This window comes from Bacillus sp. EB V-12, from assembly GCF_056158125.1.
This window is the reverse complement of record NZ_JBUXJL010000020.1, coordinates 14875-28836: the sequence shown is the minus strand read 5'-3', so window position 1 is coordinate 28836 and position 13962 is coordinate 14875. Positions and strand designations below refer to the sequence as shown.

12 protein-coding genes and 2 tRNA genes are annotated in these 13962 nt (G+C 35.4%); all 14 read left to right on the top strand.

Features of this window, described 5'->3' with window-relative positions:
* The first annotated feature begins 18 nt into the window (after positions 1-18).
* The 14 genes from pth to spoIIE all read left to right on the top strand — a co-directional run bounded on the left by pth (position 19) and on the right by spoIIE (position 13773).
* On the top strand, positions 19-579 hold the full coding sequence (gene pth, locus ACZDYH_RS28635; protein WP_000767702.1) for an aminoacyl-tRNA hydrolase: 561 nt from the start codon (positions 19-21) through the stop codon (positions 577-579).
* Positions 580-649: 70 nt separating this feature from the next.
* Positions 650-874 carry an anti-sigma-F factor Fin family protein gene (locus ACZDYH_RS28630; protein ID WP_000399438.1) on the top strand — a complete coding sequence of 75 codons (225 nt, stop codon included), beginning with the start codon at positions 650-652 and terminating at the stop codon, positions 872-874.
* A 105-nt stretch (positions 875-979) separates the two neighbouring features.
* Positions 980-4510: a transcription-repair coupling factor gene (gene mfd / locus ACZDYH_RS28625; RefSeq protein ID WP_000579688.1), complete on the top strand. Its 3531-nt coding sequence runs from the start codon at positions 980-982 to the stop codon at positions 4508-4510.
* Positions 4511-4646: 136 nt separating this feature from the next.
* Entirely contained in the window at positions 4647-5183 is a 537-nt protein-coding gene (spoVT, locus tag ACZDYH_RS28620; RefSeq protein ID WP_000648302.1) for a stage V sporulation protein T, read from the top strand.
* Between the two features lie 230 nt (positions 5184-5413).
* Positions 5414-7015 carry a putative polysaccharide biosynthesis protein gene (locus tag ACZDYH_RS28615; RefSeq protein WP_474887782.1) on the top strand — a complete coding sequence of 534 codons (1602 nt, stop codon included), beginning with the start codon at positions 5414-5416 and terminating at the stop codon, positions 7013-7015.
* 12 nt (positions 7016-7027) lie between these two features.
* A complete protein-coding gene (yabN, locus tag ACZDYH_RS28610; RefSeq protein WP_000014239.1) occupies positions 7028-8488 on the top strand; it encodes a bifunctional methyltransferase/pyrophosphohydrolase YabN in 1461 nt (486 codons plus the stop codon).
* Between the two features lie 14 nt (positions 8489-8502).
* Positions 8503-8778 (top strand): RNA-binding S4 domain-containing protein, encoded by a 276-nt coding sequence (locus tag ACZDYH_RS28605; protein ID WP_001234876.1) that lies wholly within the window; start codon positions 8503-8505, stop codon positions 8776-8778.
* Between the two features lie 58 nt (positions 8779-8836).
* Positions 8837-9145 carry a sporulation protein YabP gene (yabP, locus tag ACZDYH_RS28600; RefSeq protein ID WP_001059104.1) on the top strand — a complete coding sequence of 103 codons (309 nt, stop codon included), beginning with the start codon at positions 8837-8839 and terminating at the stop codon, positions 9143-9145.
* Complete coding sequence (gene yabQ / locus ACZDYH_RS28595; protein WP_000059772.1) at positions 9142-9795, top strand: spore cortex biosynthesis protein YabQ; 654 nt, start codon at positions 9142-9144, stop codon at positions 9793-9795. Before yabP ends, yabQ begins: the two co-directional genes overlap by 4 nt.
* Positions 9792-10151 (top strand): cell division protein DivIC, encoded by a 360-nt coding sequence (gene divIC / locus ACZDYH_RS28590; RefSeq protein ID WP_001208739.1) that lies wholly within the window; start codon positions 9792-9794, stop codon positions 10149-10151. Before yabQ ends, divIC begins: the two co-directional genes overlap by 4 nt.
* 87 nt (positions 10152-10238) lie before the next feature.
* Entirely contained in the window at positions 10239-10724 is a 486-nt protein-coding gene (locus ACZDYH_RS28585; RefSeq protein WP_000021451.1) for a S1 domain-containing RNA-binding protein, read from the top strand.
* 159 nt (positions 10725-10883) lie between these two features.
* Positions 10884-10957 (top strand) — tRNA-Met (locus tag ACZDYH_RS28580).
* Positions 10958-10970: 13 nt separating this feature from the next.
* Positions 10971-11042, top strand: a tRNA-Glu gene (locus tag ACZDYH_RS28575).
* A 259-nt stretch (positions 11043-11301) separates the two neighbouring features.
* A complete protein-coding gene (gene spoIIE / locus ACZDYH_RS28570) occupies positions 11302-13773 on the top strand; it encodes a stage II sporulation protein E (RefSeq protein ID WP_001123541.1) in 2472 nt (823 codons plus the stop codon).
* Positions 13774-13962 lie beyond the last annotated feature (189 nt).

Below are 13962 nucleotides of genomic sequence, written 5' to 3'. Positions count from 1 at the left end.
GAAAGTAGTGGTACAAGAATGAAATTGATAGTAGGACTTGGGAACCCAGGTAGAGAATATGAATTAACAAGGCATAATATTGGATTTATGGCCATTGATGAACTTGCGAAGCGTTGGAACATTTCTTTGAATGAACAAAAATTTAAAGGTGTATTTGGTGCAGGGTTTGTTAATGGAGAAAAGGTAATCTTATTAAAGCCGCTAACATACATGAACTTATCTGGGGAAAGTATTCGTCCACTCATGGATTATTATAAAATTGATGTTGAGGACTTCGTTGTTATGTACGACGATTTGGACATTCCTGTAGGTAAATTGCGTCTTCGCATGAAAGGTAGTGCTGGTGGACATAATGGTGTAAAGTCAACGATTTCGCACCTAGGAACACAAGAATTTCAACGTATCCGTATGGGAATCGATCGCCCGAAAAATGGAATGAAGGTAGTCGATTATGTATTAGGACGCTTTACATCTGAAGAGATTCCGGATGTTAACCATTCTATTGAAAAAGCAGCGGATGCATGTGAAGAGTGGCTAAATAAGCCTTTTCTCCAAATCATGAATACTTTCAATAGTTAAAAATGAGATTGGGAATATTTCTCTTTTGTTTTACCCATACTAGTAGTAATTGAATTTTTAGGAGGCTAGTATGGAAGGGTATTATTATTGCAGACACTGCGGAGGTAATGTAGGCTCCATTAACGCAGAAAAAGTATATAGCGACGTTTTATTTCAACTAACAGAGCAAGAAGTAGTAGAAATGATTCATTTTCATGAGAATGGAAATATATATATAAAAACGATTTGTGAATCGTGTCAAGAAACGCTCGCATCTTATCCTGAGTATTATGAGTATGAAAAATTTCTGCAATAAAATGTTGTCGCTTTGGCATGTCCAAAGCATTTTTCTGTTTTCCTTTTCCGAAATATTTGCATAAAATAGAATGACTTGCTCTTTATGTTGAGAGGAGTTTTAAAAATGATAGGTTTATTAGAGCAATTTTATAAAAATGAAGAGATACAATCGGTTATTAATGGATTAGAAGATGGGTTAAAAGAACAACTTATATCAGGGATGGCAACGTCTTCTCGTTCATTATTAATGGCGGCTTTATATAAAAAAACAAAAAAATCACAATTAATCGTGACGCATAACTTATACCAAGCACAAAAAGTACATGAAGATTTAGTGGCGTTACTTGGTGAAAAAGATGTGTGGCTATATCCAGTGAATGAACTGATAGCATCGGAAATTGGGGTTGCAAGTCCAGAATTGAAGGCGCAACGTATAGAAGTGTTAAATCGCTTGGCTGCGGGAGAGAATGGAATCATTGTAGCGCCAGTGGCAGGATTGCGTAGATTTTTACCAATAAAAGAATTGTGGAAGCAAAAGCAAGTTGAAATCAATCTAGGGCAAGAGATTGATTTAGATGCGCTCTTGCATACTTTACATCATATTGGCTATGAACGTAAGTCGATGGTAGAAGCTCCAGGGGAGTTCAGTTTGCGTGGGGGAATATTAGATATTTATCCTTTAACTGAAGAACTACCATTTCGTATTGAATTCTTTGATACAGAAGTCGATTCTATTCGATTATTTGATGTGGATGAACAGCGTTCTCAAGGTAAAAAAGAAAGCGTTAGGTTTGGTCCGGCAACAGAGTTTTTATTTTCACAGGAAGAATTAAAATCAGGAATTCAGCATCTTGAAGAAGGTTTAACTAAGACGATGCAAAAACTTTCTGATGATAAACTAAAGACTACAGTGCTTGAGACGGTAAGTCATGAAATTGAGATGTTGAAAAACGGGCAAAGTATAGAACAGATGTTTAAATACTTATCTATTTTCTATAAAGAACCTGCTAGTCTGATAGATTATTTACCAGAAGACGGTGTTGTAATTTTAGACGAGATTTCCCGTATTCAAGAAACAGCATCGCATCTTGAAACAGAAGAGGCGGAATGGTATATATCACTTCTTGGTGAAGGAACAATTATTCAAGATTTATCTTTCTCTCACCCATTCGAGGGGTTTCTTCATCATAAAAAAAGAAGTTTTGTATATTTAACGTTATTCTTGCGTCATATCGCACACACACATCCGCAAAATATTGTTAATGTAACATGTAAAACAATGCAAGATTTCCATGGACAGATGAATTTGTTAAAAACAGAAATTGATAGATGGAATGAAGGGCATTTTACGACTGTTGTACTTGGAACAGATGATGAACGTGTGAAAAAATTACAACATATTTTAAGTGATTATGATATTGAGGCAGATATTGTAGAAGGTACAGATATCTTATTGCCTGGAAGGTTACAAATTGCTGTAGGTGATTTACATGCAGGATTTGAAATGCCGATGCAAAAGCTTGTTGTCATTACTGAAAAGGAGCTTTTTCATAAGAAAGTTAAAAAATCACAACGTAAACAAAAGTTATCGAATGCTGAACGTATTAAAAGTTATTCGGAATTAAAAGTTGGAGATTATGTAGTTCACGTAAATCATGGTATAGGTAAATTTTTAGGTATTGAGACATTAGAGATTAATGGTGTTCACAAAGATTATTTAAATATTAAATATCAAGGTAATGATAAGCTATACGTTCCAATTGAACAAATTGATCAAGTCCAAAAATATGTAGGATCTGAAGGTAAGGATCCGAAAGTTTATAAATTAGGCGGTAATGATTGGAAAAAGGTTAAAACGAAAGTTGAAAAATCTGTACAAGACATTGCGGATGACCTAATTAAACTATATGCTGAGCGCGAAGCTTCAAAAGGCTATGCATATACGCCAGATACGGCAGAACAACAAGAGTTCGAATCCTCTTTCCCGTATCAAGAGACAGAGGATCAGTTACGTTCTATTGACGAGATTAAAAAAGATATGGAACGCGGACGCCCGATGGATAGGCTCCTTTGTGGTGACGTAGGATATGGAAAGACTGAAGTGGCTATTCGTGCGGCATTTAAAGCAATTATGGATGAAAAACAAGTTGCAATTTTAGTACCGACAACGATTCTTGCGCAGCAACACTATGAAACAATTCGAGAGCGTTTTCAAGATTATCCGATCAATATAGGCTTATTAAGTAGATTCCGTACGAGAAAACAACAAAATGAAACAATTAAGGGCTTAAAGGATGGAACAGTAGATATCGTAATCGGAACACATCGTATTTTATCTAAAGATGTTACGTATAAAGATTTAGGGCTTCTTATTATTGATGAAGAACAAAGATTTGGTGTAACACATAAAGAAAAAATTAAACAATTGAAGGCAAATGTTGACGTATTAACATTAACGGCAACTCCGATTCCGCGGACGCTTCATATGTCTATGCTTGGTGTGCGCGACTTATCTGTTATTGAGACACCACCAGAAAATCGTTTCCCAGTCCAAACGTATGTAGTCGAGTATAATCCAGCGTTAATGCGAGAGGCAATAGAGCGAGAGCTTGCAAGAGGTGGTCAAGTTTACTTCCTATATAACCGTGTAGAGGATATTGAAAGAAAAGCAGATGAAATTTCGATGTTAGTTCCAGATGCCCGCGTAACGTACGCACATGGGAAAATGAACGAAAGCGAATTAGAGTCTGTTATGCTATCATTTTTAGAAGGACAGCATGATGTTCTTGTAAGTACAACAATTATTGAGACGGGTGTAGATATTCCGAATGTAAATACGTTAATTGTATTTGATGCAGATCGTATGGGATTATCACAGTTGTATCAGCTTCGTGGGCGTGTTGGACGTTCTAATCGTGTTGCGTATGCATACTTTGCATATAAACGTGACAAAGTGCTGTCAGAGGTTGCAGAGAAGCGTCTACAAGCAATTAAAGAGTTCACGGAACTTGGATCTGGTTTCAAAATTGCGATGAGAGATTTATCTATTCGTGGAGCAGGTAATTTGTTAGGGGCAGAACAGCATGGATTTATTGATTCTGTCGGATTTGATCTATATTCGCAAATGTTAAAAGATGCAATTGAACAGCGTAGAGGAACAGATGGGGCTGAAAATATAGTTAATGTTGAAATTGACTTAGAGGTAGATGCATATTTACCAGATGCTTATATTTCAGATAGTAAGCAAAAAATTATGATGTATAAACAATTTAGAGGTGTTTCTGCAATTGAGGATATTGAAGAATTGCAGGAAGAAATGATCGATAGATTTGGCGATTATCCACAAGAAGTTGGTTATTTATTACAAATTGCAAATATTAAAGTGTTGGCAATGAAAGAACAAATTGAATTAATTAAACAGAATAAATTTGAAGTAACATTCCTGTTTTCTGAACAAGCAAGTCAAAATATTGATGGTGGAAAATTATTCATGCTCGGAAATAGTTTTGGACGTATGATCGGTTTAGGAATGGAAGGATCACAATTGAAAATTGTTATGAAAACAAATGGCTTAGAGACATCGAAGTGGTTAACAATTGCTGAAAATTTATTAAAAGGCTTACCAGATGTAAAAAAAGAAGTAATAAATGCCTAAAATAAGATAAAAAAATACAATTCGACGTGCATAGAAGAACTAATGTGTAAAATACTATGTCTAACAGTTGGTGATTTTTACATGAACAGGTAAATTCACCACTTTGATCATCAGTAGAAAGTGAGGCAGCATTAGAATGAAAGCAACTGGAATCGTACGTCGAATTGATGATTTAGGCAGGGTAGTAATCCCGAAGGAAATTCGTAGAACTTTACGTATTCGAGAAGGAGACCCACTAGAAATATTTGTTGATCGCGATGGAGAGGTAATTTTAAAGAAGTATTCTCCAATTAGTGAGCTAGGTGATTTTGCAAAAGAATATGCTGATGCTTTATATGACAGCTTAGGACATAATGTGCTTGTGTGTGATCGAGATTCTATCATCGCAGTATCAGGCGTATCGAAAAAAGAATACTTAAATAAAAGTGTTGGCGATCTAATTGAAAAAACGATGGAAGAACGAAAGTCTGTTATTATGACGGATGAAAGTGATATTTCCATTATTGATGGTGTAACAGAAAAGGTTCATTCTTATACAGTTGGACCGATTGTTGCAAACGGAGATCCGATTGGAGCCGTCATTATTTTTTCAAAAGAAGCCATTATAAGCGAGATCGAGCATAAAGCGGTTAATACTGCTGCCAGTTTCTTAGCGAAACAAATGGAACAGTAAGGGTATATTGATTTTAGAAGTAGCAATCTTTCCTAATTATGATCTTTCTTTTTGAGAAATCAATTATTTGGAGATATATGTATATTGAATGAAGGTAGCACTTTGCTACCTTTTTTCGTTGAATATTTTTAACATTTAGGAACTCATTATTACCCGTGTTGGTAAGGGAGTTTGTTCTTTTCTTTATGATATAATACGAGAGGTGAGAATAGAAAAAGGAGTTTTCTTGTATGGAAGCGAAGAAGTATCAAGCCTTTTGGCGTGGGGCTATTATATTAACGATTGCAAGTTTTGTTACAAAAGTATTAAGCGCTTTTTACCGTATTCCATATCAAAATATAGCGGGGGATATTGGGTTTTATATTTACCAACAAATTTACCCGTTTTATGGATTTTGTTTAATTTTAGCTACTTATGGATTTCCTGTTATCATTTCGAAAATGGTTGCAGAACGACTAGAGCGGGGAAAACAAAAAGAAGCAGAAGAAATTATTTGTGTATCTTTTTGGTTCTTATTAGGAATTGGTTTTATAGGCTTCTTTACATTGTTTTTTGGGGCCGAAACAATTGCGGCAGCTATGGGCGATATACACTTAGATAAGTTACTACGTGTTATTTCATTTTCATTCTTATTGATGCCATTTTTGTCTGTAGCAAGAGGGTATTTTCAAGGATTTAATAATATGATGCCAACGGCTGTTTCGCAAGTAATAGAACAAACAATTCGAGTTTCTATTATTGTGTTTTTATCGCTATTCCTAATTGCTCACGGATTTGATTTATATACAGTTGGTGCAGGGGCTATGTTAGGCTCAATTGCGGGTGGACTTATTGGGATTATTGTACTTATATTGTATATGCGTCAAGATTTTCGTTCTATATTCTTCAAAAGTGCAGCGAGAATTAAGGGTAAAAGGAAGATAGTTAAAATCCTTTTTTGGCAGGGGTTAGCGATTTGTGTTAGTAATTTAGTGCTTATTTTTATACAGATGGCTGATTCAGTGTCCTTTTACAGCTTACTTATTGGTGCGGGAGAACAGGCTGAAAATGCAAAGGTATTAAAGGGTGTTTATGATAGAAGTATTCCGCTAATGCAATTAGGTACTGTTGTGACGACTTCTTTCTCGTTGTCACTTATTCCGATTATTACAGCGGCGAAGGAAAGAGGAGATCTTTCCTTTATTCAAGAAAAGGTAAAGTTAGCAATGAAAATAACATTTGTTATTGGACTTGCAGCAGCTATTGGACTAACTTGTATTATTCAACCTACCAATATTATGTTGTTTGAAAACAGTGATGGATCAGATGTTTTATCTATTTTATCGTTATCTATTTTATTTAGTTCATTGTCAATTACGACAGCTTCTATTTTACAAGGATTAGGGCAAACGTTTAAGCCAGCGTTATTTGTTGTATTTGGAGGTTGCTTAAAGTTAGCGTTAAATTATATATTCATGCCTTATTTTGGTGTGAAAGGTGCAGCTTTTGCGACTTTATGTGCGTTAATTATAATCTCTGGATTAAATAGTTTGTTGCTTACGAGAGCTGTATCAGGGTCACTTATCAATAAGCGAAATATGTTAGGGATAGTAATTAGTGGTATCTGTATGGGGTTTGTATTAATGATGTTCACACGTGTGTTACAGATGTCTGGATTAGTAATTAATACGGAACATAGAGGAAGCGCGACGCTTGAAGCGTTGTTAGGTGTAGCCATCGGCGGATTGACATATATGTTTTTTATTTTGAAATTACGTGTATTTACAAAAAAAGAATTAGGAACCGTTATGAAACAAGAGAAAAAAGAAGGTTCATTGAAGAAGAGTGGATAGAGGTGACTGGTTGTGAGTGGAATCATTACTATTTTAGGTTTAGGAGCTGGTGAATTAGATCAGCTAACGATGGGTGTATATCGAAAAATAAAAGAAGCAGACCATCTGTTTGTTAGAACGAAGGAACATCCAGTTATAGAAGAATTGGAGAAAGAAGGCGTACAATATACGTCTTTTGATGCTGTATATGAAGCGCATGATACGTTTGAAATTGTATATGAAACAATTGCGAATAAATTGCTAGAACAAGCTGAAGGTACAGAAATTATCTATGCTGTTCCCGGGCATCCACTTGTAGCAGAAAGAACAGTTCAGCTACTGTTAGAAAAAGGAGAAGTTTCAAATGTTGAAGTGCGAATTGAGGGTGGACAAAGTTTCCTTGATCCTATGTTTGCAAGTCTAAAGATTGATCCGATTGAAGGATTCCAATTACTTGATGCTACATCATTTGAAAGAGGGCAATTAGAACTGCGTCAACATTTAATCTTTTGCCAAGTATATGATGCATTCGTTGCATCTGATGTGAAATTAACATTAATGGAGATGTTACCAGATGATTATGAAGTGTATATCGTAACAGCTGCAGGAACTTCATTTGAACAAGTAAAGAAGGTACCGTTGTACATGTTAGATCATGAAACGGAATTGAATAATTTAACGAGTGTGTACGTGCCGCCAGTTCAGGAGCGTGCGTCCTTGTATCAACAGTTTGATGTTCTTAGAGAAATTATTGCGGAACTTCGTGGTCCAAATGGTTGTCCGTGGGATAAAAAGCAAACACATCAATCATTAAAGAAATATTTAATTGAGGAAGCTTATGAAGTGTTGGAAGCAATCGATGAAGAGGATGATGATCACTTAGTAGAAGAATTAGGTGATATATTATTACAAGTTATGCTTCATGCTCAAATCGGAGAAGATGAAGGTTGGTTCTCTATAGATGATATCATTCGAACTCTATCTGAGAAAATGGTTCGTCGCCATCCGCATGTGTTTGGAAATACGGATGTAAACAGCGCTGATGAAGTGATTGCAAATTGGGAAGAAATTAAAAAACAAGAAAAAGGATTCGTGAAAGAATCTGTTTTAAATGGCGTTCCAAAAAGTTTGCCGCAGTTACTACGCGCCTATGAAATTCAGAAGAAAGCTGGTAAGGTTGGATTTGATTGGGTTGATGTGCAACCGATGATAGAGAAAGCTTTGGAAGAATGGCAAGAGTTCCAACAAGAGGTTACAAATATGGATGAGGAAAAGATGCTGGGTGAGTTTGGTGATTTACTATTTGCATTTGTTAATATAGCTCGTCATTACAAAATAGATCCAGAAGAGGCGTTACGTTCAACTAATGAGAAATTTACTGGTCGTTTTTTATACATGGAGGCAAAAGTAGCTGAAATGAATAAAGAGATGAAAGATTTATCATTAGAACAGTTAGATGTTTTATGGGAAGAAGCGAAACAAACAGAGCGTTAATAGGGGGATTTGATATGCGTCTAGATAAGTTTTTAAAAGTATCACGTTTAATTAAAAGAAGAACATTAGCGAAAGAAGTAGCTGATCAAGGAAGAATATCTATTAATGGTCAAGTGGCAAAAGCGAGTTCTGATGTGAAAGTAGCTGATGAATTAACAATTCGTTTTGGTCAAAAAATAGTGACTGTGAAAATAAATGAATTAAAAGAAACAACTAAAAAAGAAGATGCAGCAAATATGTATAGCTTAGTTCGTGAAGAAAAAGTAAAAGCGGAAGAAGGCTTGTTCTAAAATCATGTATCCCCTCATACATTACTATTAGCTAGTAAAAACCTATGGGGGGATTTACGTGAATAATGGTTACTCACCTACGTCTTCTAATCAACAAAATGTTTCTGTAGAGCATGACATTATTATGCGTGGCAGGCGTATAATTGATATTACCGGTGTGAAGCAGGTAGAGAGTTTTGATAGCGAAGAGTTTTTACTAGAGACCGTAATGGGTTTTTTAACGATTCGTGGTCAAAATTTACAAATGAAAAATTTAGATGTGGAAAAAGGTATTGTGTCGATTAAAGGGAAAGTTAATGAGATGCTGTATATTGATGAAAATCAAGGGGAAAAAACTAAAGGTTTCTTTAGTAAGTTGTTTAAATGAGCTTAACAATTCAGTTGTATACAATGCTTTCAATGATTGGGATGGGTGCTTGGATTGGAGCGTCTTTAGATACATATCAACGTTTTTTAAAGCGGCAAGAACGTAAACGTTGGCTTGTATTTATACATGATATATTATTTTGGATTGTCCAAGCATTATTCGTCTTTTATGTATTGCTTCTCGTAAATGAAGCTGAGCTACGTATATATGTGTTTTTGGCATTATTATGTGGTTTTGCGGCATATCAAAGCTTATTGAAGGCACTATACATGAAGCTGTTAAATTTTCTCATCTATATTTTTATGCAAACAACATATTTTTTTGTTCGAATTATACAGCTACTCATGATAAAACCTGTTATTATTATAGCGCAGCTATTTATTGCATTTATATTATTCTTATTTCGTATACTGCTTTCAATTGGACATGTGTTATGGAAAATGGTGATTTGGATATTACTTTTCATATGGAAAGTTTTTTTCTGGCCTGTTCGATTTATTGCTTCGCTCATATGGAAACTTCTCCCTAATCGTGTTAAACTTTTTATAGTGAAACATATAGGGTTCCTGCAATATATAGCAAAATTGAAGGGACATATCTTCCAACTATGGGAGCATATAAAAAAGAAGTTAGGGGGACCTCGGAAATGAGGGAACTGAGACAAAGAACAATCGAAAAACAGAGTCCAAATCCTGTTAAAGAGCATATAATACAAACGGATGAGAACAGGAAGCGACTTTATCGCCGTTTAGCGGTTTTTCTTGTCTTTACTTTTACAATTATTGCGAGTATTAGTGTAACGTTTTATCAACAAAACAGTTCCATTAAAGCAAAAGAAGCAAAAGTTAAGGACATGAAAAAAGAACTGGATTCATTAACGAATAAAGAAAAAAGTCTAAAAGACGAAGTTCAAAAGTTAAATGATGAAGAGTACGTATTAAAGATTGCTAGAAGGGATTATTTCTTCTCTGGTAAAGGGGAGATAATTTTTCCTGTTTCTAAGTAGAGTATGTCTTATTGACACTATATTTTAGGATTATATATAATAAAGTAAAATTTGACTTTTTAACCACTAAGGAGGAGCATTTTTTTTATGTCAATCGAGGTAGGCAGCAAGTTACAGGGTAAAGTAACAGGTATTACAAATTTTGGGGCTTTTGTGGAGCTGCCAGAGGGCTTAACGGGTCTTGTTCATATTAGTGAAGTTGCTGATAACTATGTAAAAGATATTAACGATCACTTAAAAGTGGGCGACCAAGTAGAAGTAAAAGTTATTAATGTTGAAAAAGATGGAAAGATTGGTTTATCTATCAAAAAAGCGAAAGAACGTGAAAAAACAGAAGGAGATCGTCCACGTGGTGAATACCAACGCGGTGGTGATCAACAACGTTCTGGACGTCCACAACGTAATAATCGCTCTTTCAACAGAGATAATCGCGGTGGCGGTAACGACCGAGCTCCGAAAGAAACATTTGAGCAAAAGATGGCACGCTTCTTAAAAGATAGCGAAGATCGTTTAACTTCTTTAAAGCGTAACACAGAGTCTAAACGTGGTGGCCGTGGCGCGCGTCGCGGATAATAAGGACGTTTAGTTTTTAACATATAGAGAGGTACCCAGAGTAATGTCTCAGGGTGCTTTTTTATATGTAAAAAATATTTTCAAAAAAGTTTTTGAGATGTGTTGACTTTAATTAGTATCTGATGTAAGATACTAATTGTCCGTTAAATAAGACGACATGGCGGTGTAGCTCAGCTGGCTAGAGCGTACGGTTCATACCCGTGAGGTCGGGGGTTCGATCCCCTCCGCCGCTATATTTAATTTAACGGCCCGTTGGTCAAGTGGTTAAGACACCGCCCTTTCACGGCGGTAACACGGGTTCGAATCCCGTACGGGTCATCTAAAAAGATCATGCAAATTTGCATGATCTTTTTTTGTTAAATAAATTAAGATATACAACACTTCTACAAAATCACCCTATATTTTCTGAATGTTTAATTAAAATCTCGAAAATAACTTACATACCCTGTATATCTGTAGAGTTATTTCGAATAAAAAGTCGAACGATTATAAAAGTGAAAACTGTTGTTTTGACAAAAAAACCAACAATCATCTTTTATAATGACAGTAATTAAACTATGCAGGTGGTGTTAAAAATATGCCTAAAGCAGGAAGGAATACTATGAATACAAGTGCATTGGCAATGAATGAGAGTCAGCTTGATGGAATAAAGTGGACGAGTAAGTTGCGAATGAAATTTGAGCAAGTTTTCTTTAGATGGGGATTTATTATTGTTGTTATTGGTTTTCTTTTGGGACGAGCATATATATTAACAAATATTTTACCGTTTGCACTGCCATTTTTTGCTGCTGTTTATGTTATGAAGCGGGATAAGATGCCGCTAGCATTTTTAGCTCTAATGGGAGGAGCTCTTTCAGTATCGATAGATAATTTGTTTTTTACCTTTGCATCTATCTTTACCTTCTTCATTTATAATATCTTCTTTAGTCGATTTACACGTAAAACTGTTGGACTTGTTCCATTTCAAGTATTTATCTCCGCATTAACCGCACACTTAGTTGTTGTATATTTTGCACAACAAACTGTCACCATGTACGATTTACTCGTTAGTACCATTGAGGCTGGGCTTAGTTTTGTATTAACTATGATATTTTTACAAAGTGTCCCACTTTTAGTGGAAAGGAAAGGAAAACAACAGGCATTAGAGACGGAAGAAATTGTTTGTTTGATTATATTACTAGCATCTGTTTTAACGGGTACAACAGATTGGTTTGTATATGATGCTTCTATTCAACATATTTTTACAAGGTATTTAGTGCTAGTATTTGCATTTATTGCGGGTGCTGCCACAGGGTCTACAGTGGGGGTTGTAACAGGACTAATATTAAGTTTAGCAAATGTGTCTAGCTTGTCTCAGCTTAGCCTTCTTGCTTTTTCTGGATTGCTTGGTGGATTGTTAAAAGAAGGAAAGCGTTTAGGTGTTAGTTTAGGTTTATTAATTGGGACAAGCTTAATTACATTATATGTAGACAAACAGACAAATATTGTAACAACTTTAATTGAGTCAGGTGTAGCGATTGTTATCTTCTTATTAACACCGAAGCTTGTTTTGGATCGTATTGCTAAATTTATGCCAGGTACACAAGAGCATTCGCAAGATCAACAACAATATTTAAGAAGGATGCGTGATGTTACAGCAAATAAAATCAACCAATTTGCAAATGTATTTGCTGCTTTATCTAATAGCTTTTCTGTATATGGGTATGTAGAGGAAGAAGATAAAGAGACAGAAGCAGATTTGTTTTTGAGTACAATTACTGCGAAAACATGTCAAACATGCTTTAAAAAGGATCAATGCTGGGTAGTGAATTTTGATAAAACGTACGATTATATGAAACAAATAATGAATGAAACGGAAGAAGGAACCCTGCAACATAATCGTAAATTAGTTCGTGAGTGGGACAAGCATTGTGTGAGAGGGAAAAAAGTGACGGATTTAGTAGCCGGTGAATTAGATCACTTCTATGAGGGACAAAAATTACGAAAACAAATGAAGGAAAATCGTAGAATAGTAGCGGAGCAACTATTAGGTGTATCAAAGGTTATGGAGGATTTTGCTAAGGAGATACAACGAGAGCGTGAAAATCATCAAGTGCAGGAAGAACAGATTATGCAAGCGTTCCGAGATTTTGGTGTCGAAGTAGAGCATGTTGATATTTATTGTTTAGATAGAGGAAGTATTGATATTGAAATGTTAATTCCAGTTGCATCTAATGAACATGGTGAGTGTGAAAAGTTAGTTGCACCGATGCTTTCAGATATCCTTAAAGAAAATATTGTCGTTAAACATGAAGAAAAGTCTTCTTATCCAAATGGCCATAGTTTAATATCATTTGGTTCGGCGAAGACGTATTCTCTTGATACAGGATTGGCTACAGCTGCAAAAGGCGGTGGATTTGTTTCGGGTGACTCTTATGCGATGATGGATTTAAGTGTTGGTAAATATGCACTTGCGATTAGTGATGGTATGGGTAATGGGCAAAGAGCTCATATGGAAAGTAAGGAAACGGTGAAATTATTACAAAAAATACTCCAATCAGGCATTGATGAAGAAATAGCAATTAAGTCTATCAATTCAATTCTTTCTTTGAGAACGACAGAAGAAATGTTTACGACATTAGATTTAGCTATGGTAGATTTGCGGGATGCGAGTGCAAGGTTTTTAAAGATTGGATCAACGCCGAGTTTTGTTAAACGCGCAAATAATATTTTGAAAATTGAAGCAAGTAATTTGCCGATGGGAATCATCGAAGATGTTGAAGTTGATGTGGTGGGTGAACAATTAAAAACGGGCGATATTCTTATTATGATGAGTGATGGGATTTTTGAAGGAGCACAGCATGTGGAGAATCATGAATTGTGGATGAAACGAAAAATTAAAGAATTGCAAACCGAAGACCCGCAAGAAATTGCTGATATCATTATGGAAGAAGTGATTCGCTCTTGTGATGGTTATATAAATGATGATATGACTATTGTAGTGGCAAAAGTGAAGAAAAATATGCCGAAGTGGGCTACGATTCCGATTGTAGGAATGCAAGCGCAGTAAAATGTAAGTGGAATGTTTATCTATAATTTGATTTTAAAAACCTAGGTGAATACCTAGGTTTTTTTGTGGGAAAAGGTAATGTTATTAATTTTGTGAATAGACACGGAGGATGTAAGATAAAAATGTAATTTTTGTATATCTTTTTTTTGCACAATGTTTGTAAAAGTTGTACCATTGTAGACAAGGTGA

What these genes read in the sequence shown, in the direction of transcription:
- spoIIE (WP_001123541.1), top strand. Translation starts at nt 11,302, where the DNA reads ATGCCTAAAGCAGGAAGGAATACTATGAATACAAGTGCATTGGCAATG.
- ACZDYH_RS28585 (WP_000021451.1), top strand. Translation starts at nt 10,239, where the DNA reads ATGTCAATCGAGGTAGGCAGCAAGTTACAGGGTAAAGTAACAGGTATT.
- yabQ (WP_000059772.1), top strand. Translation starts at nt 9,142, where the DNA reads ATGAGCTTAACAATTCAGTTGTATACAATGCTTTCAATGATTGGGATG.
- spoVT (WP_000648302.1), top strand. Translation starts at nt 4,647, where the DNA reads ATGAAAGCAACTGGAATCGTACGTCGAATTGATGATTTAGGCAGGGTA.
- ACZDYH_RS28615 (WP_474887782.1), top strand. Translation starts at nt 5,414, where the DNA reads ATGGAAGCGAAGAAGTATCAAGCCTTTTGGCGTGGGGCTATTATATTA.
- ACZDYH_RS28605 (WP_001234876.1), top strand. Translation starts at nt 8,503, where the DNA reads ATGCGTCTAGATAAGTTTTTAAAAGTATCACGTTTAATTAAAAGAAGA.
- ACZDYH_RS28630 (WP_000399438.1), top strand. Translation starts at nt 650, where the DNA reads ATGGAAGGGTATTATTATTGCAGACACTGCGGAGGTAATGTAGGCTCC.
- mfd (WP_000579688.1), top strand. Translation starts at nt 980, where the DNA reads ATGATAGGTTTATTAGAGCAATTTTATAAAAATGAAGAGATACAATCG.
- pth (WP_000767702.1), top strand. Translation starts at nt 19, where the DNA reads ATGAAATTGATAGTAGGACTTGGGAACCCAGGTAGAGAATATGAATTA.
- divIC (WP_001208739.1), top strand. Translation starts at nt 9,792, where the DNA reads ATGAGGGAACTGAGACAAAGAACAATCGAAAAACAGAGTCCAAATCCT.